Origin of the sequence: Neobacillus mesonae, assembly GCF_001636315.1 — a bacterium.
Taxonomy (GTDB): Bacteria; Bacillota; Bacilli; order Bacillales; family Cytobacillaceae; genus Neobacillus; species Neobacillus mesonae.
Window position 1 is genome coordinate 636,373 of record NZ_KV440949.1, and the last position, 21,454, is coordinate 657,826.

At 40.0% G+C, this 21,454-nt stretch carries 26 protein-coding genes; 3 read left to right on the forward strand and 23 right to left on the reverse strand.

Translation table 11 applies throughout. The features are described 5' to 3' along the window. Positions 1–123: 123 nt before the first annotated feature. The 8 genes from rluB to A6749_RS03205 all read right to left on the reverse strand — a co-directional run bounded on the left by rluB (position 124) and on the right by A6749_RS03205 (position 6,293). A complete protein-coding gene (rluB, locus tag A6749_RS03170) occupies positions 124–861 on the reverse strand; it encodes a 23S rRNA pseudouridine(2605) synthase RluB (RefSeq protein WP_066385150.1) in 738 nt (245 codons plus the stop codon). Between the two features lie 196 nt (positions 862–1,057). Next, complete coding sequence (locus A6749_RS03175; protein ID WP_066385152.1) at positions 1,058–1,594, reverse strand: spore maturation protein; 537 nt, start codon at positions 1,592–1,594, stop codon at positions 1,058–1,060. Between the two features lie 6 nt (positions 1,595–1,600). Beyond that, positions 1,601–2,188 (reverse strand): nucleoside recognition domain-containing protein, encoded by a 588-nt coding sequence (locus tag A6749_RS03180; protein WP_066385155.1) that lies wholly within the window; start codon positions 2,186–2,188, stop codon positions 1,601–1,603. Then, positions 2,181–3,329, reverse strand: coding sequence for a D-alanyl-D-alanine carboxypeptidase family protein (locus A6749_RS03185; protein WP_153042997.1), 1,149 nt, complete (start codon positions 3,327–3,329; stop codon positions 2,181–2,183). Before A6749_RS03185 ends, A6749_RS03180 begins: the two co-directional genes overlap by 8 nt. Positions 3,330–3,429: 100 nt before the next feature. Next, positions 3,430–4,335, reverse strand: coding sequence for a superoxide dismutase (locus A6749_RS03190; protein ID WP_066385158.1), 906 nt, complete (start codon positions 4,333–4,335; stop codon positions 3,430–3,432). A gap of 113 nt (positions 4,336–4,448) precedes the next feature. After that, the gene (locus A6749_RS03195) at positions 4,449–4,868 is read right to left on the reverse strand and encodes a hypothetical protein (protein ID WP_066385160.1); all 420 of its coding nucleotides are present in this window, start codon (positions 4,866–4,868) and stop codon (positions 4,449–4,451) included. Between the two features lie 80 nt (positions 4,869–4,948). Beyond that, positions 4,949–5,536, reverse strand: coding sequence for an SMC-Scp complex subunit ScpB (gene scpB, locus A6749_RS03200; RefSeq protein WP_066385163.1), 588 nt, complete (start codon positions 5,534–5,536; stop codon positions 4,949–4,951). After that, the gene (locus A6749_RS03205; RefSeq protein ID WP_066385165.1) at positions 5,523–6,293 is read right to left on the reverse strand and encodes a segregation/condensation protein A; all 771 of its coding nucleotides are present in this window, start codon (positions 6,291–6,293) and stop codon (positions 5,523–5,525) included. The genes scpB and A6749_RS03205 overlap by 14 nt, the downstream gene beginning before the upstream one ends. A 269-nt stretch (positions 6,294–6,562) precedes the next feature. Here A6749_RS03205 and A6749_RS27500 point away from each other — a divergent pair, with 269 nt between their 5' ends. Together A6749_RS27500 and A6749_RS03210 are read left to right on the forward strand one after the other, a co-directional pair. Further along, entirely contained in the window at positions 6,563–6,664 is a 102-nt protein-coding gene (locus A6749_RS27500; protein ID WP_084797614.1) for a YjcZ family sporulation protein, read from the forward strand. A 156-nt stretch (positions 6,665–6,820) separates the two neighbouring features. Then, complete coding sequence (locus A6749_RS03210) at positions 6,821–7,342, forward strand: DUF309 domain-containing protein (RefSeq protein ID WP_066385168.1); 522 nt, start codon at positions 6,821–6,823, stop codon at positions 7,340–7,342. A gap of 22 nt (positions 7,343–7,364) precedes the next feature. On the opposite strand, the gene A6749_RS03215 is transcribed toward A6749_RS03210, so the two are convergent. Then, entirely contained in the window at positions 7,365–7,715 is a 351-nt protein-coding gene (locus tag A6749_RS03215) for a GNAT family N-acetyltransferase (RefSeq protein ID WP_066385169.1), read from the reverse strand. A gap of 498 nt (positions 7,716–8,213) precedes the next feature. Here A6749_RS03215 and A6749_RS03220 point away from each other — a divergent pair, with 498 nt between their 5' ends. Continuing rightward, positions 8,214–9,077, forward strand: coding sequence for a DUF1002 domain-containing protein (locus A6749_RS03220; RefSeq protein ID WP_066385170.1), 864 nt, complete (start codon positions 8,214–8,216; stop codon positions 9,075–9,077). A 35-nt stretch (positions 9,078–9,112) separates the two neighbouring features. Here A6749_RS03220 and lysA read toward each other — a convergent pair whose 3' ends face one another. The 14 genes from lysA to fur form a co-directional block, all read right to left on the reverse strand. After that, positions 9,113–10,417: a diaminopimelate decarboxylase gene (gene lysA / locus A6749_RS03225; RefSeq protein WP_066385172.1), complete on the reverse strand. Its 1,305-nt coding sequence runs from the start codon at positions 10,415–10,417 to the stop codon at positions 9,113–9,115. Between the two features lie 176 nt (positions 10,418–10,593). Further along, positions 10,594–12,075 (reverse strand): spore germination protein, encoded by a 1,482-nt coding sequence (locus A6749_RS03230; RefSeq protein ID WP_066385174.1) that lies wholly within the window; start codon positions 12,073–12,075, stop codon positions 10,594–10,596. Beyond that, a complete protein-coding gene (locus A6749_RS03235; protein ID WP_066400731.1) occupies positions 12,026–12,637 on the reverse strand; it encodes a stage V sporulation protein SpoVABEA in 612 nt (203 codons plus the stop codon). Before A6749_RS03235 ends, A6749_RS03230 begins: the two co-directional genes overlap by 50 nt. A gap of 27 nt (positions 12,638–12,664) precedes the next feature. Beyond that, positions 12,665–13,087, reverse strand: coding sequence for a stage V sporulation protein AB (locus A6749_RS03240; protein ID WP_066385176.1), 423 nt, complete (start codon positions 13,085–13,087; stop codon positions 12,665–12,667). Beyond that, the gene (locus A6749_RS03245) at positions 13,077–13,697 is read right to left on the reverse strand and encodes a stage V sporulation protein AA (protein ID WP_066385181.1); all 621 of its coding nucleotides are present in this window, start codon (positions 13,695–13,697) and stop codon (positions 13,077–13,079) included. Before A6749_RS03245 ends, A6749_RS03240 begins: the two co-directional genes overlap by 11 nt. Positions 13,698–13,831: 134 nt before the next feature. Continuing rightward, positions 13,832–14,590, reverse strand: coding sequence for an RNA polymerase sporulation sigma factor SigF (gene sigF, locus A6749_RS03250; protein WP_066385183.1), 759 nt, complete (start codon positions 14,588–14,590; stop codon positions 13,832–13,834). A gap of 12 nt (positions 14,591–14,602) precedes the next feature. Then, positions 14,603–15,046 carry an anti-sigma F factor gene (spoIIAB, locus tag A6749_RS03255; RefSeq protein WP_066385184.1) on the reverse strand — a complete coding sequence of 148 codons (444 nt, stop codon included), beginning with the start codon at positions 15,044–15,046 and terminating at the stop codon, positions 14,603–14,605. Between the two features lies 1 nt (position 15,047). Next, positions 15,048–15,398: an anti-sigma F factor antagonist gene (gene spoIIAA / locus A6749_RS03260; protein ID WP_066385185.1), complete on the reverse strand. Its 351-nt coding sequence runs from the start codon at positions 15,396–15,398 to the stop codon at positions 15,048–15,050. A gap of 175 nt (positions 15,399–15,573) precedes the next feature. Next, positions 15,574–16,746 carry a D-alanyl-D-alanine carboxypeptidase family protein gene (locus tag A6749_RS03265; protein WP_066385186.1) on the reverse strand — a complete coding sequence of 391 codons (1,173 nt, stop codon included), beginning with the start codon at positions 16,744–16,746 and terminating at the stop codon, positions 15,574–15,576. Between the two features lie 142 nt (positions 16,747–16,888). Next, complete coding sequence (locus A6749_RS03270) at positions 16,889–18,193, reverse strand: pyrimidine-nucleoside phosphorylase (RefSeq protein ID WP_066400733.1); 1,305 nt, start codon at positions 18,191–18,193, stop codon at positions 16,889–16,891. Positions 18,194–18,231: 38 nt separating this feature from the next. Continuing rightward, the gene (gene deoB, locus A6749_RS03275; RefSeq protein ID WP_066385187.1) at positions 18,232–19,416 is read right to left on the reverse strand and encodes a phosphopentomutase; all 1,185 of its coding nucleotides are present in this window, start codon (positions 19,414–19,416) and stop codon (positions 18,232–18,234) included. A gap of 262 nt (positions 19,417–19,678) precedes the next feature. Then, positions 19,679–20,572 (reverse strand): site-specific tyrosine recombinase XerD, encoded by an 894-nt coding sequence (gene xerD, locus A6749_RS03280; RefSeq protein WP_066385188.1) that lies wholly within the window; start codon positions 20,570–20,572, stop codon positions 19,679–19,681. 4 nt (positions 20,573–20,576) lie between these two features. Further along, on the reverse strand, positions 20,577–20,804 hold the full coding sequence (locus A6749_RS03285; RefSeq protein WP_066385194.1) for a YqzK family protein: 228 nt from the start codon (positions 20,802–20,804) through the stop codon (positions 20,577–20,579). 154 nt (positions 20,805–20,958) lie between these two features. Beyond that, complete coding sequence (gene fur, locus A6749_RS03290) at positions 20,959–21,423, reverse strand: ferric iron uptake transcriptional regulator (RefSeq protein ID WP_066385195.1); 465 nt, start codon at positions 21,421–21,423, stop codon at positions 20,959–20,961. Positions 21,424–21,454: the final 31 nt, after the last annotated feature.

Sequence of the window (21,454 nt, forward strand, 5' to 3'; positions counted from 1 at the left end):
AGTTAAGCTAAATTATAACATTTTTCATTATTGGCATAGTGTTTACCGACGATCATAATTGTGACGTTTCTATGAACTTTTTCAGCGAGATGTTCCATTAACACTAAAAAAGGCAGATTTCCATTATTTTTGCTTATTGCCGGCATCCATCGCAGCAGCCCGCAATTGTTTCACTTCATGTGGAGTCAGTTCTCTTGCCTCTCCTGCTTTTAATCCGCTTAATGTTAAGAAGCCATAGCGCTCACGTTTAAGCTTTAATACTTCATGACCAATTGCCTCAAACATCCTTCTCACCTGGCGATTCCGGCCTTCATGGATGGCAATTTCAACAATAGCCGTTTGTTTTTTCTTATCAAAAGAGAGCATCTTGACTTTGGCAGGTGCTGTTTTACCGTCCTCAAGCCGAATCCCTTTTTCTAATTTTCTAAGATTCTCCCTTAGGGGAACACCCTTGACTTTAGCAACGTACACTTTCTCCACTTCGCTTCTAGGGTGCATCAATAAATTCGCGAATTCCCCATCATTCGTCAACAGCAGCAATCCAGATGTATCGTAATCGAGACGGCCGATTGGAAAAATCCTTTCTTTCAAACCGGCAAAGAAATCGGTTACGACCTTTCTGCCCTTATCATCGCTTACACTGGAAATAACTCCTCTTGGCTTATATAGCAGAAAATAAACCGACTCCTCACGCTCAATCGGTATTTCATTAACCTCAACACGGTCGGAAGCAGCAACCTTTACCCCCAGCTCCGTGACGATCTTTCCATTAACCTTAACCCTGCCTTCTTTAATCAACTCTTCCGCTTTTCTTCTTGATGCAATTCCGGCACGGGCTATAACCTTTTGCAATCGTTCCATTCTATTCACCTCAAAATAATCAACCAAGTATGTGCTTATACACAGCCGTTGTAAAAATTCATTCATGGGTCTAACTAATCATACACCATACTGAATTATGACATAAATTCTTTACATTTCAAAGTACAGACTATTATTGAAGAAAAATAAATAGCAGGTCCGAAATAATCAGACCTGCTGCAAACAAAGTATTATTCTAAATTGTTCCAAAAACTAACGTTACAACCACAATGGAAATGATAATACCTAGTACATCTGCTAATAGCCCAACCTTTAAGGCATCTCCCATTTTTTTAATTCCCACGGCACCGAAATATACCGTTAAAACATAAAAGGTTGTATCGGTACTCCCCTGCAGAATGGAAGCAAGCCGGCCGATAAAAGAGTCCGGTCCGTAGGTTGCTATTAAATCGCTTGTCATGCCAAGGGCCGCGGTTCCGGAGATCGGACGAATAAATATTAGCGGTACGATTTCCGCCGGAACCCCTATTGTTTTCATCAGTGGGCGCAGCAGATTCATTAACGCGTCCAATGCCCCAGATGCTCGAAAAATAGCGATGGCAACCAGCATTCCTACTAAAAAAGGAATGATTTGTACAGCGATTTTAATACCTTCTTTTCCGCCTTCCACAAAGCTTTCATAGGTTGGTACTTGTTTAAACGTACCGTATAGCAGAATAAAACCAATTAAAAGCGGTATAAATGTGATTGAAATTGTCGTAAGCACTGCCATACCTCATCATCCTTTACGGCTTTTACGATAATAGAAATAGCGATCGATTAGAACTGCACCGATTGCAGATAGTAAAGTTGTCATAATGGTTGGTACCACAATTTCTGTAGGTGATACGGAATGATAATTCATTCGAATGGCAATAACCGTTGTCGGGATAATCGTGATACTAGCGGTATTAATTGCCAAAAAAGTAACCATCGAACGGCTAGCTGAATTTTTGCCGCCATTTAATTTCTTCAGTTCTTCCATTGCTTTGATTCCAAGTGGTGTAGCAGCATTTCCCAAGCCGAACATATTAGAAATCATATTGGACAAAATATAACCCATCGCGGGATGATTTACCGGCACCTCCGGGAAGATCATTTTGACCAGCGGGCGAAATAATTTTGACAATTTCTCCAAAAGCCCCGATTCTTGAGCGATCCTCATCATTCCAAGCCAAAAGACAAGGACACTAATCAATCCTATACAAATCGTTACCGCCTCTTTGGCTCCATCGAAAACTGCTTTGTTCACATCTTCAATTGTTCCGTTGATCAAAGCAAATACTATACCGATAATTGTCATACCTACCCAAATATAATTAACCATTTAATTTCACACCCATAATGGAAAGAAATATATCCTTCATAAAATTAAAGAAGCCTTTCTTTTTTTCTGGATTATTCTGATAGAAAATAGGTGTGTCCTGTACTGCTCTTCCGTCTAAATAGACAATCGCTTTTCCAGCGACTCGTTCGCTTTTTCTCGTTACCTTCCAATTCTTCTCAGGCTTGTACAATTTATATTTGACGGTGAATAACCCCATTTCCTTACTTGTTGCCGGGTAGAGAATTGATTTTTTAATATATAATGGATTTTTCTTATAATATTTATTTTTTTCAAGATCCAGCTTCCCGGTTGAAAGAACTTCGGCCATGTCATATTGCTGAAAACCATATTCATACATCGAAATATGATCATTCCAATCATCTGGGGCATTTAATGTGACGGCGATGAGGTCCATATCGCCCTTTGTTGCAGTTGTTACCAGCGTTCTTTTAGCCCGTTTTGTAAACCCTGTCTTTCCGCCAGTACAATACTTATACAAATTCAAAAGACGGTTTTTGTTGTTCCATTTATAATCCCAGGCCTCATTCGGATTTGGAGCCCGATGCACCTTGGTACCGGATATCTTTTGATAGGTTTTGTTTTCCATGGCATAACGGGTTAACAGTGCCATATCATAGGCGGTTGAATAATGATTTTCATGATCATCCAGCCCATGCGGATTGGCAAAATGGGTATTCACCATTCCAATCTCCTTTGCCTTTTGATTCATTAAATAAGCAAAGCCTTCCACACTGCCTCCAACATACTCAGCAATGGCAACAGCTGTATCATTTCCAGATCTAAGCATTAAGCCGTACACCAAGTCCTCTAGTTTTATTTTTTGCCCTGGTTTTAAATAAACAGAGGAGCCTTCCGCCCTTACAGCTCTATCACTTACTGTTACCGTTCGATCTAATTTTCCTGATTCAATTGCTAGAATTGCTGTCATAATCTTTGTAATACTGGCAATTCTCCTCTTCGTATGCGCTTCTTTCTCAAAAAGGATACGTCCGGATTCCTGTTCTATCAGCACGGCACTGGCGGCGCTTACCCCTATGGAAGCATCCACTTTTTGAGGAATATTTACAAAGACTAAAGTAATCAATAGAAGAAAAACTATTTGCTTCCGTATCATTCTCATTGGTATACCTCGTCCCTCTCTTTAGTTATTAAATTTTATGCAGGACAAGGTATGATATGACAATAACGGAAAGAAAACGGCATCAGGTTTACCAGCCGTCTTAAAATCCCTGTATCTCAGGCCACTTTATATCAGCCGCTTTTTCCAATCTCATTTCAACTTCATGCCAATTAACGATATTCCACCAATTATCCACATATTCAGACCGCTTGTTTTTATATTGAAGGTAGTAAGCATGCTCCCAAACATCCAGAACAAGCAGCGGAATCGTATCCCACTGGGTTAAAAGCATATGCCGCTCCGTCTGTAACACCTCCAGATGTCTCGCTTTGGGCGACCAAACCAACAATGCCCAGCCGCCCCCTTCCACCTGTTTAGCACATTCCGAAAAATGTTTTTTAAAAGCATCGAAGCTGCCAAAATAGTTTTCGATTTCGATGTTTAAGATACCTTGTGGTTTCCCACCGCCATTTGGACTCATATTCCGCCAAAAAATAGAATGAAGATAATGACCGGAACCATGAAAACTTAGCTCGCGGGACCAATGCTTGACAAATGAGAAGTCATTCGACTCCCTTGCCTTTTTCAGTTCAAGCTCAGCCTTATTTAACCCATTCACATAGGCGCGATGGTGTTTGTCGTGATGAAGTCTCATAATCTCCTCGGAAATATAAGGTTCGAGAGCGTTATAGTCGTACGGAAGATCAGGGAGAGAATGTCCTCCGGGAGGAATTTGCTTTTCCACAACCATAATGGTGCCAATCACATTTCCTTGTTTCCTATTAAAATAGGCCTCCAGTTCCTCATGAATACGTTCTGCTTTCACTTGCAGGTCTAGCAGCTCTTCAGTCGTTAATTCCTGGTCAGTCCTTTCGATTAACTCAGTAAACATGTCCAGCTTCTCCCATAACTCTGAATCCCGTTCAATCTGCTCCGATTGAAGAAATTCTTTCAATTGCCCATTCCATTTAAATAATTCATTGACGTAACGGTTGAAACGGCTCATCCATTACCACTTCCTTACATCCAATTTGTTATTAAAGGTATGTGGCGGCGGAACGATAAAGAACAAAAAAGGCTGCCCACATTTTGTGGACCAGCCTTTGTTTACAGATTTTTTTATTGCGGCTGCAAAATGAATTCCAGCGGCGAGCGCAGCTCATATTCATTCTTTTGATGCAGTGCCGCGAAAATTTCAGGTAATTTAACGAAGTTAACATCTTGAAAATAAGCAGCAAATTCATGTTTTGAATTAATATAAATTCGTTTCCGGCCTCGTAACCCTGGATTTTTCAGGAGACATACAAGGGCTACAATATCCTTGAAATTCACCTCATAGCCATCCTGTGCAAAAACTGGGTCCTGATTAAAAGGCGTAAATTCCGGAAAAATCTCTTCGAAATATCTTACATACAATACATGAAGTGTTTTTTCAACCCCATCTTCCACAAAGGTTAGTTCACTCCTGTTAAAGAAATCTTCCGAAGTATTGGATTTTGCTTTTTCCAATTCATATCCTTTACATTCTTTAATTAGCAACTTAATCCCGCTCCTTATTAAATCCTATAGATACATATCATAACTATTATTTTAGCATAAAAGAGCTTGGGTTTGATATGTTAAGAATTTAAGGTTTCTTGAAATTTCTCAAAAAACAGGTCGGCTTCCTCCTGGACATAGTCTTCCTCAACTTTTTCCGGAAGCTTCGGAAGCTCTTCTAAGCTTTTCAGCCCAAAATAATCAAGAAATTCTTTCGTTGTTCCATATAAATAAGCGCGGCCGGCGCCCTCTGCTCGCCCTACCTCTTTAATTAAGGCTTTTGCCATCAGTGTATGCAGCGGTCTTTCCGTCTTTACACCGCGGATTCCTTCAATTTCAGCACGTGTAATCGGCTGTTTATAAGCAACGATTGCTAATGTTTCGAGGGCTGCCTGCGATAATGTTGATGTGTTTGGAGAATCCACAAGCTTTTTTAAGTAATCAGCGTTTTCTTTCTTGGTTGCAAGCTGAAATGTCCCTGCCAATTGAACAATCATAATCCCTCTGTTTTCATTGTCGGCATACTCCCGCTTTAGGTCCTCTATAATTTCATTTGCCTCGAATTCATCTACATCCAAAACCTCGGCAATTTGCTTCAATGTAAGTCCTTCATCCCCGGCCGCAAATAACAGGCTTTCAAGGATGCTTGTCCAATTAATAATTTCCAACCACTTCTCTCCCTTCCTTTGCAGCTTCCACATAAATTTCTCCAAAATTCCCATCCTGCTCAACATCAATCTTTTTCCGCTTCATAAGCTCTAACAATGCTAAAAAAGTCACAACAATATGTCCTTTTGTCGGCTCAGGAAATAAATCATTAAAATTTTTCCGTCCTTTTAGCTGTTTTAAATCATCCATAATTTCAGACATTCTAGTTTCAATCGATATTTCCTGACGGGCAATTTTTGTTGCCAATGGCCTTTGCAGTTTCTTTCTGCGCATTAATTTTTGAAGGGCTGCCAACATATCGTACAACGATACATTGATTTCTGATTTGCTTGGCTGTATCTCCTTAGCAAATACCGACAGATCACTTGGAGGCTTTGTAAACATCAGCCCCCGATCCTCCTCCATTGATTTCAAATCTTGAGCGGCCTCTTTAAATTTGCGGTATTCAACCAGACGCTCTACAAGCTCGTCCCGCGGATCTTCCTCAAACGAAATTTCTTCATCATTTTCATTAAAATCCTCTTCATGTTTAGGAAGAAGCATTTTACTTTTAATAGCTAGCAAGGTTGCGGCCATTACTAGATACTCACTTGCGATATCAAGCCTCAGTTCCTTCATAGTATGGATATATAGAAGATACTGCTCAGTTATTTGAGCCACCGGAATATCATAAATATCTATTTCAAGACGATTAATTAAATGAAGCAATAAATCCAACGGGCCTTCAAAGGCATCTATTTTCACCTGATACGGCATAACTTTTCACCAAAATTCTCGAAATTAATTCATTGACTATTATAGAGGATTCGTTTAGGTTATCCAATAAAAAAATAATTACGACAGTGGTCATTGCGTGAATTCATGATATTCGCCCATAACACTGGACAAATCCCCTACATATGATGTTAAGGAAAACTCGCCTTATGGCGAACCTCTTTAGGTAAAGAAAAAAATCATTTTGTATAAAAATGATACCATTCAATCCTATTGAGGAGTATAAAAAATTTTTATAGGAGGTATTCGTTATGGCTGATGGTTTTGTAGCAGGTGGATTCGGAGCCGGATTTGCGTTAATTGTCGTACTGTTTATTTTATTAATTATCGTTGGTGCGGCTTGGGTTTGGTAATTTAACGAGGTATGCCGAATATAAAAAGGAAAAATTCCTTTAATGGATAGCAAACGAAGTGCCCGTCATCTTTGACGGGCATTTTAATTTCATGTAATACAATTTAGAAAGTCTTAATGTGATAAACTGGAGTAAAAAGAAATAGGGGGAAATCTGTTGTATCCAAAAGAATATATCGATTTTTTAATCCATTTTCATGGGGATCGGGATTACTTTGAATGTCATGAAATTCTTGAGGACTATTGGAAAGAAATCGATCCAGGAAATAAAGACTCCCAATGGGTCGGGCTTATTTTATTTGCGGTATCAACCTATCATCACCGCAGAGGGAATTTCAAAGGGGCAAAAAGAACTTTGGAAAAAGCGCTGAGAATATTCCGTACACACCCTGATTCTTTATCTATGTTAGGAATAGATGGTACTGTGTTATTTGAATTAATAAACGAGCGATTACGAATGATTGAAACAGAAAAGGAATATACGAGCTTTTCGTTCCCGCTAAATGATCCTCACCTTTTGGAGACATGTCTGAAAAGCTGCCGTGAGCATGGCTTTGAATGGGGAAAAGATAGTGATTTAACAAACGACAGCCTGATTCACCGTCATTCATTACGGGATCGTACTAATGTTATTGAGGAACGGAATAGAATGCTGACAGCAAAAAGAGGCGGCAAATAAGTATTTGCCGCCTCTTTTCTGTTTAACATACATCACATTTTTCAATAAATGCTGCAGTTTCTTTATTCGAAATAATTTCTTTGTCAGGATACATTTCTTTGAGTGCCTTAACCATTCTTTTACCGACACCTTGAAGCCGATGAGACGGATTAACAGAAATATGTTGAATTTCTATTGCATTCCGATCTGGATGAAAAACAATTCCAAGAAGTCCGATAATATCTTCTTCTTTCCATAAAAAAAGCTGTCTGCTTTCTTCCGCTTCATATTCCTTCATTGTCTGCTGAAGCTTCTTTAAATCCTTTTCATTCGGCATAAAGGACATTAATCCCATGGCGATTTTTTCAAATGTTTTTTTATAACGAATTAACATTTTGACCCCTCATTAAATTAAATAAACCGAACGATGCAATCGGTTTAACAATAGTATATTTTTTCCAAAAAAATCAAATAATAAACCATTTATTTATTATATGTAGGTTAAAAAGATAATGTTCTTTCAGCTCGCATACCCAAACCGCTTTAGTAAAATGAAAAATGCCCGATTATTTTGGAACGATAAACATCCAGTAAATGGCTCCCCAAATTAAGGAAATAGCTACTAGAATACCAAATAATATCCAATTATTTCTTCTCATAAAAAACCTTCCCCCAAAATAATTATACAGTTTCCGGCTGCCAGATACTATTCCCAAACAAATTACTCATTGGCTACATTCTACAACAAATCATAAAAATAATCCATTTTCCGCAAAAAATTATAGTTTTAAGGTCAACTATGAAACTTCTAATTTGTTTTTTTCGTTAAATATTATGGAATCGGTTATATTATTACTAGAGCAAGTGCAAGCCAACAACAAGGAGGAATTTCATGAGAAAACTACTAATACTGCTGTTTAGTATCTGTATGTTTATTTATCCTATTCAAAGTTTTGCCGACATGGCTGAGGGTGACATGATTGTCACACTTGGTGAAAATTTAACGGAAGTGCAAAAAAACGGCCTCTTATCAGAAATGGGTGCGCCAAAGGATGTGCAGATTGTCACAGTATCCAACCAAGAAGAACATCAATACCTAGGCAAATATATCGCAAAATCTCTGATTGGCACTAAGGCCATTTCTTCGTCTGCCATCACGATTGCCCCAAAAGGCTCTGGAATAACGGTGAAAACGAAAAATATTAATTGGGTTACCGATGAAATGTATGTCAATGCCCTAATTACCGCGGGCGTAAAAGATGCAAATATTTACATTACTGCTCCGATTTCCGTATCTGGAACCGCCGCTTTGACAGGGATTATTAAAGCATACGAAATCTCTGCAGACAAAACCATTCCGGAAGAAGTGAAACAAGCAGCCAATCAGGAAATGGTCGAAACCGCTAAGCTGGGAGACTCTATTGGAGAAGAGAATGCCGCAGCATTAATTGCAAAAGTAAAAGAAGAAATTGCAAAAAACAAACCGAAAAACGATGAGGAACTGCGAAAAATTATTGAACAAGCGGCCAAAGACCTGAATGTCAGCTTAAGTGAAAAAGAAATGCAGCGACTTATTGACTTATTTAATAAACTAAAGAACCTGGATATTGACTGGAATCAGGTTAGCGATCAATTGAACAAGGCAAAGGATCGTATCTCAAAATTTCTTCACTCCGAAGAGGGGCAAGGTTTTCTTGAAAAAATTAAGCAATTCTTTATTTGGTTAATTGATTGGATCAAATCCATCTTTTCATAACCAAAAAGGGCTGCCGAATTCTCGGCAGCTCTGTTTTATTTCAATGGTAAATCTAATTTGATCAAATCTTCATATGATTCTCTTTTTACAACGAGAGTTGCGTTTCCATTTTCTACAAACACAACCGCAGGCCTTGGGATCCGGTTATAATTATTTGCCATGGAATAGCCATATGCACCGGTACAAAAAACTGCGAGAAGATCATCCTTTCCAGCTTCCGGCAAAGGTAAATCCCATATCAGCATGTCCCCTGATTCACAGCATTTTCCGGCGATGGAAACCGTATCACTTGTTTGGGCTAACGGTTTATTGGCGAGAACCGCTTCATACTTTGCTTGGTATAAAGCTGGTCTGATATTGTCACTCATTCCGCCGTCAACCGCTAAATATTTTCTAACCTCCGGAACATCCTTAGAAGACCCAATTTTATAAAGTGTTATTCCTGCATCACCAACTAGAGAGCGTCCTGGTTCAATCCAGATTTCCGGCATTTGCAGCGAATTTTGGTCAATTAGCAGCTTAACCTCTTTGATAATCGCACTTACATATTGCGCCGGAGGAATTGGTTCATCCTCGTTTGTATAACGGATTCCAAAACCGCCGCCTAAATTTAAAACCTCCGCTTCAAAAGCAAGTTTTTGCTTCCATTCCGTCATTTTCTCGACAATTTTTCGAGCGGCAAGCAAGAAACCGGTTGTTTCAAAAATTTGCGAACCAATATGACAATGAAGTCCGAGGACATTAAAATAGTCATACGGCAGCACTTCTGCAAGTGCCTCTTCAGCTTGGCCATTTTGCAGGTCAAAGCCAAACTTGGAATCCTCCTGCCCAGTTAAAATATAATCATGCGTATGGGCTTCTATACCTGGCGTCACTCTTAATAGAATATTAACCTTCGTTGATTTTTCTGAACAAATATCTTTTAAAAGCTCTATTTCATGAAAATTATCAATCACAATGCAGCCGATCTGGTGTTCTAATGCCATTTCCAATTCTTCTCTGCTTTTATTGTTGCCATGAAAATGAATCCTTTCAGCAGGGAATCCCGCGGTTATTGCTGTATACAATTCACCGCCGGAAACAACATCCAGTGATAACCCTTCTTCCTCAGCAAGCTGTACCATTGCCACTGTCGAGAATGCTTTACTCGCATACGCCACCTGAGCCCTTACCTGTTGTTCTTCAAAGGCTTGTTTAAATCCGCGGGCTCTTTCTCGAATTAAGGCAACATCATAAACGTATAGGGGAGTGCCAAAGTTTTTTGCTAATTCTAAGGAATCCACTCCTCCAATTTCCAAATGTCCGTTATTATTGACTCCTGTTGTTCCGTAAAAATACATTCCCTTCCCTCTCTCCATAACGACTCACTACAGTTTATGTAGACAATCTTAAAAGATAATAAACAAATAGACAGAATCCGCAAAAGATACTGCCTATTTTTCTTATTCATCCTTAATTTAATTAAAATTACTGTAGCATAACTCTTCCCATTCTGCAATTTTTTCTTTCAATATTTTCAACTTTCAGGCGGCTGTCTGTAGCGATTTCTTGGGTGCACAATACTTGGTCTTAGTATTGAACCAGGTATTGCCCTGCGGAAGATAATTTGCAGGAATCCTTTCGGTTCAAACGGCAAGAAAGGCCATAAATACGGTGTGTTTAGTGCACGCATTTGTGCCAGGTAAATAAGCCATAATGTTGCACCTATCATGAATCCCGGAAGATGGAAGAAGGCCGTTAGCAGCATTAACAGCATTCTGGCAATTTTATTGGCAACACTTAATTCATAACTTGGTGTTGTAAACGTTCCGATTCCAGCTACCGCCACATAGAGGATGACCTCCGGTACGAAAAGACCGACATCAATGGCGATCTGGCCGATCAATACGGCAGCAATTAAGCCCATGGCCGTTGATAACGGTGTCGGTGTATGAATCGCAGCAATCCGTAAAAATTCTATACCAAAGTCTGCCATAAACAATTGAATCAATATCGGAATATTCGTTTGCTTATTTGGCCCGATAAATGACAGTTTTTCCGGCAAAAATGACGGTTCTAACACAAGTAAGAGCCATAATGGCAATAGGAAGATAGAAGTGAACACACCTAAAAAACGCGTCCAGCGGACAAACGTCCCCATCGCCGGCGATTCACGAAATTCTTCCGCATGCTGAACATGGTGAAAAAATGTTGTTGGTGTAATAATGACACTTGGTGATGTATCACAAAATATGACAACATGCCCCTCTAATATATGGGCAGCTGCTACATCGGCTCTTTCCGTATATCTAACAATAGGATATGGATTCCACCCTTGCCTGACAATAAATTCCTCGAGCGTTTTATCTGCCATTGGAATTCCATCGATATCAATTGCCTGCAGTTCTTTTCTAAGGATATTTAATAAGTCCGGATCGGCAACATCCTGGAGATAAGAAAGGGCAACATCTGTCTTGGAACGCTTTCCAACTTTAAGCATTTCAAAGCGAAGCCGTTCATCACGGATCCTTCTTCTTGTTAAAGCTGTATTCATCACAATATTTTCAACAAATCCGTCACGGGCCCCCCTAACCACCTTTTCTGTATCAGGTTCCATTGGCGAGCGGCCAGGATAGCTGCGGACATCGATAATAAATGCTGTATTTTCACCCTCAACGACGACACCAATTAAACCGGATAGCACCTGAGTGACAAGTTTATCCAGTTCCTGTGTATATTCCACTGATTGATTAACCAGTCTATTATCAATCAGCTTATATAGATCAGCGGTTGTCTTCTCATGATAATTGATGCCCACCAGTTCTTTAATCAATTGAATAATGTACATCGTATCGGTTAAACCATTTACATAATAAATATGAACATCTTTTTTCAAGATCTTTAGCTTTCGAATCCCGATGTCAAAGCTTACACCGAGACCTACACGCTGTTTCATATAATGCTCAACTTCATTTACAGATATCGGGATTGGCCATTTTTCCACTTTCTTTTGTGTCAAAAAAACCACTCCTTTCAAGTATTAGTTCGACAGCCTTTTTAGTAATGGGCGCCCCCAGCTTATAGGAGTCTTTTCGCGCCATTTTGCCGACGTCGCCAATTCCGACAACAATTGGGATATTTAGCTGATCTAGACAATAGACGGTATCTCCATTTATTCTTCCAATTTCAAGCTCAGGTATACCAAATTTATCTACACCATATGGGGTTAACTCGCCGTCGCGGTCAATGCTTACATCAATTCTTGCCCATTCCTCATGTCTGGATTTGGCGGCAACGGCAATTGCCCCTAACACTTCGATATCCTTGTGCACGGCAACATATTTAAGGGCATTTTCTCCGCTTCCTTCACCAACGATGCCGCTGTCGTCAAACATCACTAATACGGGGTCATACGGAGCTTGTTTAATTAACTTGACTAATTCTGGCCCCGTTAATTTTGACGGGTTGCCTTGTGATTTGGAAATACATCTGGCACCGATTTCTTTAGCAATTTGCTCGAGTGCCCTCTTTGTATGTTCATCACCATCAGTTACTAAAATGACACGTCTTCTTGTGTTCATACTTAATTTTCCTTTCATATGAAAACTCTATCGATGAACAAAGTATATCCATTGAAAAATAGAACCGAAGATTTTCCCGAATACAATCGCCATGATAAGAATCACAATCTCTCCATCCAAGCGAATTCTTTTGGCGAGGATTGGAAAGACATTCAATGCTTCCGTAAGACCCGCCGCCAGCATTCCGATAAAGACACCGCCGGTAAGACCAAGGGGAATTAGAAAATAGGCGGAAATATTTAAAGCTGGATCCCTTAAACTAGCGATTACTCCCGTAAGCGCTCCAATGACAACTGCCCATTCATATGATTGAATCATTTTCATCGTTTTCGTAAGCTGAGTCAGCCTTGGGATAATTCCAAGTACAGTTAAAAAGGCAACAAATCCGGAACCTACTGATAATCCACTTGCAAATCCTATAAAAATAATGGCCGCTATTTTAATCGTCATGTACTCGTTTCATACTTTCTTTGTTTTCATTAAGGATCACGTAATTATCCAGATCCATTTGATAATTAAACATTTCTACTTCAAGCGGACTCGGTTCATCATTTATCCGTTTTTTAAATACATGGTTAAAAAAGAGAATCATCCCAAGACCAAGCCCAATAGAATAGGGAATTTGAAAAAGCAGTGGTTTCGTTTCCTTTTTGCCGGTAATGATCGTATAAATTTTTTCCTGTACACTCCTCATACTTACGTCATCGTGGAAGTTCATTAGTGTCAAGGCTGAACCGAAAAATAATAAAAACCATATTAAAAGAAAAAAAGGAATGGAAACTCCTTTTTTCTTTGACACTACTTCGATAATCGTTTGGGCAGGGCCGATCGTTTGAACTTCCAATTCCGCAAATTGTTTTGCTATTAACTCAATCACTTTCATCACGTCGATGATAACAATATTTCCGTCCTTTTCAGATAATTGATGAATAACGATTTGCTGAAGCTTTCCAAGTTCAAGATCATCTGCAATGATTTGGGCAGCGTCCTTAAGATAAATGGTTTCCCTAGGACGGGTTTGAACGCGATTACGCATGCGGATGTAAATTGTCTTCTCCAAACTTTTCACTTCCCACAAAGCAAAATTCTAATAAAAATAGTGTGTGTCAAAAATGGCTTTTTATCAAAAAAATTGCGTGAATGTCAAGTGAGGACAGTTCTATTGTTCCAGTAAAAAGAAAAGACCGTATGGACTTAGAGGTCCATGCGGTCTTTCATTTGCTGTAAAATCTTCTTTTCAAGCCTTGACACCTGTACCTGGGAAATCCCCAGTCTCTGGGCGACTTCAGATTGTGTCTGATCTTTATAATACCTTAAATAAACAATTAGCCTTTCTCGTTCATCCAGTTCACGAATGGCTTCCTTCAAAGCAATTTTATCAAACCACTTGCCTTCGTTACCGTCATCTATTTGGTCAAGAAGCGTGATCGGGTCACCATCATTTTCATAAACTGTCTCATGAATGGACGACGGAGTCCTGCTCGCTTCTTGAGCTAAAATGACATCTTCCGGTGAGAGCTCAAGATGTTCAGAAATTTCATTAACGGTAGGGACTCTTCCAAGCGTTTTGGATAACTCATCCTTTGCTTTACGGATTCGATTCCCCATTTCTTTCAGTGAACGGCTGACCTTAACAGTTCCATCATCGCGGATAAATCGTTGGATTTCCCCAATAATCATTGGAACAGCATAGGTGGAAAACTTCACATCGTAGGATAGGTCAAACTTATCAACTGATTTTAATAATCCAATACAGCCAATTTGAAAAAGGTCATCCGGGTCATACCCTCTGTTAAGAAAACGCTGTACGACAGACCATACAAGCCGCATGTTTCTCTCCACAATGGTATCCCTTGCTTCTTGATCCCCTGCTTGGCTCCTTTTAATTAGCTCCTTGACTTCATGATCCTTTAAATACGTCTGATTTTTGTCGTTTTTGACCTCCACATCCATTGGCAAGTCTCCTTAATTGCAAAGCATTTTACGGGATGATTGTAAATGCTTTCGTAGTCTAACCTCGGTTCCTCGACCTGGCTGCGTGAGAACCTCAACCTCATCCATGAAATTTTCCATGATGGTAAAACCCATTCCGGAACGTTCTAGTTCTGGCTTTGTTGTAAATAATGGCTGACGAGCTTCTTCCACATCGACAATCCCTACGCCAGCATCCTTAATTGTCATATCTATAAAATTGTCCTCAATGATTACAGTGATATAAACAATTCCATTTGGATCGTTTTCATAGCCATGAATAATCGCATTCGTCACAGCCTCAGAAACGACTGTTTTGATTTCTGTCAGCTCATCCATAGTTGGATCTAATTGTGCAATAAAGGCAGCAACAGTGACCCGGGCAAATGATTCATTTTGACTTAAGGCACTGAACTGCAAGCTCATTTCATTTCTCATATTAAGCCACCCCCAATCTTTGTAAGGCAAATTCCTCTGTCTGTTCCATCTTTATAATTTTAAAGAGGCCGGACATATCGAATAATCGCTTAATTGCTGGGGAGATGGCACAAACAACCATTTCACCGTGGACCTGTTTAATTTGCTTGTATCTTCCTAAAATAACGCCCAAACCAGAGCTATCCATAAAGGAAAGCTGTTTAAGATTCAAGACAATATGACGAATTTCATCTCTTTCAATGACAGCTGTCACTTTTTCGCGAAGTTCATCGGCTGTGTGATGATCTAATTCACCGCTTAACCGGATACATAAAACATCATGTTTTGTTTCAAATTCAATCGATAGACTCACTATCCCTAGTCCTCCTTCGTCTTGTCCAGCGTAAGCAGCCTTGTGCTTATGCTTCTTGGTATAGTGAGTCAATTCGCTTTTTGTGGCTTAATTTCCTTCCTTAAATACAAAACTAGTCGTTTTTCGCTAAAAGAAGTGAAGATGCTTCCGCTTTCGACAATGATATAATTTAATTTTATTTTCCTGCTTTTGTAAACATGCCGAATGCCCGCTTATATAGAGTCCACCAGCTAGCTTCCTTGACTTCGTTTTTTGCAACGAGCGGACTCTCCAGCACAACTTTTCCATCCCTGATCAGTTTAATTGTTCCAACCCTGTCTCCTTTTTTAACTGGAGCCTTTAGATTTTTTTGAATGATAACTTTTTGTTTAACGTCCTTTGTTTTTTCACCTTTTTTAGTCAGCAGGGATAATGATTCACTAGTAACCGCTTCGACTATCTTTTCCTGTCCCTTGCTTACCTTTGCTTGGCTAATCACTTGGTTGCGCTTGTACATAGGATGAGTTTGAAATTGACTATAGGCGTAATCGAGCATCTTCGTGATCTGAGCATTTCGATCTTTAGATGTTGGCGCCCCAAAGACAACCGCAATAACGCGCATACCTTCCTTTTCGGCTGTTGCTGTCAGACAATATTTTGCTTCTGCCGTGAAGCCGGTTTTTAATCCATCCACACCCGGATAAAAGCGGACTAATTTATTTGTATTGACCAGCCAGAATTTTTTATCCGTATTTTCACGTAAATATCCTTCATACATTCCCGTAAATTTAGTTATGTCTTCATATTTTAATAGTTCTTTTGCCATAATGGCCATATCATAAGCGGAACTGTAGTGCCCGCTTTCAGGCAATCCTGTCGTGTTTTTAAAGACGGTATGCTTCAGCCCAAGTTCTTTTGCTTTATCATTCATCATGTCGACAAATGCTTCCTCTGAGCCTGCGATTCTCTCCGCCATCGCTACAGAAGCATCATTTCCGGAAGCAATCGCGATTCCCTTCAACATTTCTTTCGTCGTCATTTCCTCGCCCGGTTCAAGGAAAATTTGGGAACCACCCATGGATGCCGCAAACTCGCTTGTGCGAATTTTTTCGTTCCAGGAAAGCTTCCCTTTATCAATCGTTTCCATGATTAATAGCATCGTCATGATTTTTGTCATACTTGCCGGGGGCAGCTCTTCCTTACTATTCTTCTCAAAAAGGATTTTCCCTGTATCTCTTTCCAATAAAATAGCTGACCTGACATCAGTGACAATTTCAGTACTCTTCTTCTCTTCAGCTGCAAAAGCAGAAGGAAGCGGTAAACCCAAAAGCAAAACTAATATTGCAGTAATAGAAACCACACGTCTCATACACATAACCCTCCAATCTTTATAGCCACCATTTTTTCCAAAATAAATTACTTTATACAATAATTTCCTGTGAATTAAATAAAAAAAGGTGTCAGGCACCATGTGAATTTTTCACATAGTGCCTGACACCAAATATGACACCCTATTCCGTGATTTCTTCGTGTATGAGGGTTGGTGCTGTTACTTTTTGTGATGTGACCTTGATATTGTCGTACAGCTTTTGTTTGACTTCGTCGATATTTTCGAAGTTGCTGTAAATGGTGACAAGGGAGTCGCCTTTTTTTACATGGTCACCGATTTTTTTACGTAATACGAGACCTACAGCCAGATCAATGACAGATTCTTTTGTCACTCTTCCTGCTCCTAACAGCATTGCCGCTGTACCTACTTCATCAGCCACAATTTCCGCGACATAGCCGTCTTCTTTCGCCTCGAGCTCGACAATAAATTTCGCCTGCGGCAATTTCTCAGGATGATCAACAATGGATCCGTCACCGCCTTGGGAGCTTAAGAAAACTTTGAGCTTTTCAAGTGCTGAACCGTCTTCCATGGCCTTCTCAAGCATTGTCCGCGCCTCTGGCAATGAATTTGCTCGTTCAGCCAGATAGACCATATGGCTGCCGAGTGTTAAGCATAGCTCAGTTAAATCAGCTGGACCTTCCCCTTTAAGTGTATCGATTGCTTCTTTGACCTCCAGCGCGTTGCCAATCGCAAACCCGAGCGGCTGACTCATATCGGAAATCACCGCCATCGTTCTTCGGCCGACATTATTCCCAATCCGAACCATTGCATGTGCCAACTCACGAGAATCATCTAATGTCTTCATAAATGCACCGGCCCCTGTTTTTACATCAAGGACAATGGCATCAGCCCCGGCCGCAATTTTTTTGCTCATAATTGAGCTCGCAATCAGCGGAATGCTTTCTACAGTTGCGGTTACATCCCGAAGGGCATATAGTTTTTTATCGGCGGGCGTTAAGTTTCCGCTTTGACCGATGACAGCAATCTTATTTTTGTTAACAAGCTGGATAAATTCATCATTATCAATTTCCACATGGAAACCTTCTACCGATTCTAATTTATCAATCGTTCCGCCAGTGTGGCCTAAACCGCGCCCTGACATTTTCGCGACTGGGACACCAACTGCCGCTACAAGAGGCCCGAGAACAAGCGTTGTTGTATCGCCAACACCGCCGGTAGAGTGCTTATCTACTTTAATGCCTTCAATTTGCGATAAGTTGATTTGGTCACCTGATTCCACCATGGCCATTGTTAAATCAGCACGTTCTCGTTCAGACATCCCACGGAACACGATGGCCATCGTCAAGGCACTTACCTGATAATCCGGAATTGTACCGTCTGTGTATCCGCTAATAATAAAATTAATTTCTTCGGTTGATAGTTCATGACCATCACGCTTTTTTTCAATTAAGTCGACCATTCTCATCATTTATTCACCACTTTACGAGGGTAATTAATTTTTTATTATTTTAATTCATTTAAAAAACTCTTGCCGTAGTGCGGCATTTTTACTTGGAAGTTTTCTGCTACCGTTGCGCCGATATCAGCGAATGTCTGCCTTAGTGGGAGTTCTTTACCCCCTGTCATTCCTGTAGAGTATACAAGTAATGGAACATATTCGCGCGTATGATCTGTTCCAGGTGCAATCGGGTCATTTCCGTGGTCAGCGGTAATGATTAACAAATCATCCTCTTTCATTTTTGCGAATACTTCCGGGAGGCGTGCATCGTATTCTTCAAGTGCCTTGCCATAACCAAGAGGATCGCGGCGGTGTCCATAAAGCGCATCAAAATCAACTAAATTTAAAAAACTGATTCCCGTGAAATCCATTTCTAAGGTTTCCACAAGCTTATCCATGCCATCCATATTCGATACTGTTCGAAGCGCGTTTGTCACTCCCTCACCGTCGTAAATATCGGAAATCTTTCCAATGGCAATCACATCAAAGCCGGCATCCTTCAATTCACTCATCACCGTGCGGTCAAACGGTTTTAATGCGTAATCATGACGGTTAGGCGTCCGTTTAAAATTACCCGGCTCTCCAACAAATGGTCGAGCAATAACACGGCCTACCATATATTTCTCATCAAGTGTCAATTCCCTTGCAATTTTACAAATGCGATACAGTTCATCAAGCGGAATTATATCTTCATGGGCTGCGATTTGCAGCACTGAATCAGCAGATGTGTAAACAATCATCGCCCCTGTTTTCATATGCTCTTCACCAAGTTCTTCAATAATCGCCGTCCCGCTTGCCGGTTTATTGCCGATTACTTTCCGGCCGGTGCGCTTTTCTAGCTCAGAGAGCAGCTCATCAGGAAAGCCTTCGGGGAAAACTTGAAACGGAGTTTTAATGTTTAACCCCATGATTTCCCAGTGACCTGTCATCGTATCCTTTCCGTTTGACGCTTCCATCATTCTTGTATAAAAAGCTAACGGCTGCACCGCTTTATCAATTCCTTTTAGTTCGCGGATATTGCTTAAACCAAGCTTACCCATGTTTGGCATATGCAGACCATTCATTTTTTCAGCAATATGGCCCAGCGTATCCGCCCCTTTATCACCAAATTTATCCGCATCTGGCGCCTCACCAATGCCAACCGAGTCCATAACGATAATAAAAATACGTTTGTATGTAGTTAAGGCCATTTCAATTTTCCTCCTTTTTCGTACTGCGAAAGCTCGGATAAACTCTCGAGCCTTCACTGATTTTGATAACGTTTACAAGCTTCTCAATACTTTACAACCATATGTTTCCCGTAATAGGAAGGATTAGCCTAAAAAAATGCTTTTACACGTCAGAAGTCTGACATCTTTATTTTACTAAATGAGTGAGAAATTACAAGAAAAAAGCTACCTAAAAATTTGGCAGCTTTTTGAACTTTACCTATTATTTAATTCTTTTATTCTATTAAGCTCGAGGATGAAATTTCCGATAAACATCCGTTAATTTCGTTTTTGACACATTCGTATAAATTTGTGTGGTTGAAATGTCTGCATGACCAAGCATTTCCTGTACCGCCCGCAGGTCAGCCCCATTTTCAATTAAATGAGCAGCAAACGAGTGTCTTAGGGTATGGGGTGTCATGTCTTTATCAATTCCTGCTTCCCTGGCTAATTTCTTTAATATTTTCCAGAATCCCTGTCTAGTCAATCTGCTGCCTTGATGATTTAAAAAAAGGGCATTTTCGTCTGCATTTTTAGAATTAAACAATGCCCGGCCCCCATCTAAATAATGCATGACTGCCTCAGCAGCGGTCTTTCCAAGCGGGATAATTCTTTCCTTTGTTCCCTTCCCAATGCAGCGGACAAAGCCCATCGGTAAATTAATATGATGAACATCCAAATTAATGAGTTCACTTACCCTTATGCCTGTTGCGTAAAGCAGCTCAAGCATCGCCTTATCTCTTAACCCATAGTGATCATGCGGTTTCGGTGCGTCTAAAAGAGTTTCTACTTCCTGCAGGCTCAATACCTTTGGCAATTCTCTTTCTATTTTTGGTGTTTCAAGATGGACCGTAGGGTCTTGCTCGGTTATTTTTTCTCTTAATAAAAATTGATGAAAAGCTCTCACGGACGCAATGTGTCGAGCAATTGTTTTCGAAGATTTCCCCTGATCTTTTAAAAATTTAAGAAAATGAACGATATGGACCCGGCCGGCTTCATTTAGGTCTGTAATTGACTCAACCTCTTTTAAATAATGAATATAGCTTTTTAAATCGCGCTCATAGGATAAAATGGTATTTTGCGCGAGTCCTTTTTCTACCGTTAAAAATTGCAAAAAACGCTGTATTTGTTCTTCCATCGCCTTACTCCCCATTTAAATAAAACAATTTTAACCGCTCAAACCAGGTAGAATTGCCTTGGTTTACCGGGTTGGAAACGCTTATTGCCGATCCTTCCGGTTCATCATAGCGATGATAATTTTGATATTCTTCTGATATCCACATGATACCATAATAAAAGAGTACCGTGCACCCAGTGAATATGATAAATACCTTTATTGTTTGCAGAATCACCTTTATTAATGGAATCATTTTCTTTCCCCCATACTCTTATTTAATCGCAGGTGAATGCCATTTTATACATGTTTCCTACTAAAAAGGTATGCCAAAATGGACAAGTTTTATACATATTGACTAAGAATATGGGAAAATAAAAAAAGTCCTTTACATAAAAAAGGACCTTCGTTTATTCATCAGCTTTAGCTTCTTTAACTTTATCTTGACAACGATGGCAAATGCCATGGAAGGTAAGACGATGATCTTTTATCTTAAAATTCCACCTGCGCTCGACAATCGCTTCAACATCCTCCAGCAAATCTTCCTGAATTTCATCGACAGCACCACATTCAATGCAAACAAGATGGTGATGAAAATGTGCCGCACCTTCCTGCCTTAGATCGTAGCGGGATACGCCGTCGCCAAAATTTATTTTATCGACTATTTTTAATTCAGTTAATAATTCCAATGTTCGATAAACAGTTGCTAATCCAATTTCAGGCGATTTTTCTTTTACGAGGAGGTACACATCTTCTGCACTCAAATGATCCTCTTCATTTTCTAGTAAAACTCTAACGGTTGCCTCGCGCTGAGGTGTGAGTTTATAGCTTGCTGAGTGCAACTGCTTTTTAATTCTCTCAAGTCTAGTTTCCATGCCTATCGTCCCTCCCTCGCCACTGTTATTT

Excerpts from the sequence above, each read along its gene's own strand:
- A6749_RS03180 (WP_066385155.1), bottom strand. The coding sequence starts at position 2,188 with ATGGTTAATTATATTTGGGTAGGTATGACAATTATCGGTATAGTATTT.
- A6749_RS03240 (WP_066385176.1), bottom strand. The coding sequence starts at position 13,087 with ATGACGATTAAAATAGCGGCCATTATTTTTATAGGATTTGCAAGTGGA.
- sigF (WP_066385183.1), bottom strand. The coding sequence starts at position 14,590 with ATGGATGTGGAGGTCAAAAACGACAAAAATCAGACGTATTTAAAGGAT.
- xerD (WP_066385188.1), bottom strand. The coding sequence starts at position 20,572 with ATGGAAGAACAAATACAGCGTTTTTTGCAATTTTTAACGGTAGAAAAA.
- A6749_RS03220 (WP_066385170.1), top strand. The coding sequence starts at position 8,214 with ATGAGAAAACTACTAATACTGCTGTTTAGTATCTGTATGTTTATTTAT.
- A6749_RS03235 (WP_066400731.1), bottom strand. The coding sequence starts at position 12,637 with ATGAACACAAGAAGACGTGTCATTTTAGTAACTGATGGTGATGAACAT.
- A6749_RS03270 (WP_066400733.1), bottom strand. The coding sequence starts at position 18,193 with ATGAGAATGGTCGACTTAATTGAAAAAAAGCGTGATGGTCATGAACTA.
- A6749_RS03175 (WP_066385152.1), bottom strand. The coding sequence starts at position 1,594 with ATGGCAGTGCTTACGACAATTTCAATCACATTTATACCGCTTTTAATT.
- A6749_RS03285 (WP_066385194.1), bottom strand. The coding sequence starts at position 20,804 with ATGATTCCATTAATAAAGGTGATTCTGCAAACAATAAAGGTATTTATC.
- A6749_RS03205 (WP_066385165.1), bottom strand. The coding sequence starts at position 6,293 with ATGCCGTATCAGGTGAAAATAGATGCCTTTGAAGGCCCGTTGGATTTA.
- lysA (WP_066385172.1), bottom strand. The coding sequence starts at position 10,417 with ATGTATTTTTACGGAACAACAGGAGTCAATAATAACGGACATTTGGAA.
- A6749_RS03265 (WP_066385186.1), bottom strand. The coding sequence starts at position 16,746 with ATGAGACGTGTGGTTTCTATTACTGCAATATTAGTTTTGCTTTTGGGT.
- spoIIAB (WP_066385184.1), bottom strand. The coding sequence starts at position 15,046 with ATGAGAAATGAAATGAGCTTGCAGTTCAGTGCCTTAAGTCAAAATGAA.
- A6749_RS03185 (WP_153042997.1), bottom strand. The coding sequence starts at position 3,329 with ATGAGAATGATACGGAAGCAAATAGTTTTTCTTCTATTGATTACTTTA.
- deoB (WP_066385187.1), bottom strand. The coding sequence starts at position 19,416 with ATGGCCTTAACTACATACAAACGTATTTTTATTATCGTTATGGACTCG.
- A6749_RS03190 (WP_066385158.1), bottom strand. The coding sequence starts at position 4,335 with ATGAGCCGTTTCAACCGTTACGTCAATGAATTATTTAAATGGAATGGG.
- A6749_RS03215 (WP_066385169.1), bottom strand. The coding sequence starts at position 7,715 with ATGTTAATTCGTTATAAAAAAACATTTGAAAAAATCGCCATGGGATTA.
- A6749_RS27500 (WP_084797614.1), top strand. The coding sequence starts at position 6,563 with ATGGCTGATGGTTTTGTAGCAGGTGGATTCGGAGCCGGATTTGCGTTA.
- fur (WP_066385195.1), bottom strand. The coding sequence starts at position 21,423 with ATGGAAACTAGACTTGAGAGAATTAAAAAGCAGTTGCACTCAGCAAGC.
- rluB (WP_066385150.1), bottom strand. The coding sequence starts at position 861 with ATGGAACGATTGCAAAAGGTTATAGCCCGTGCCGGAATTGCATCAAGA.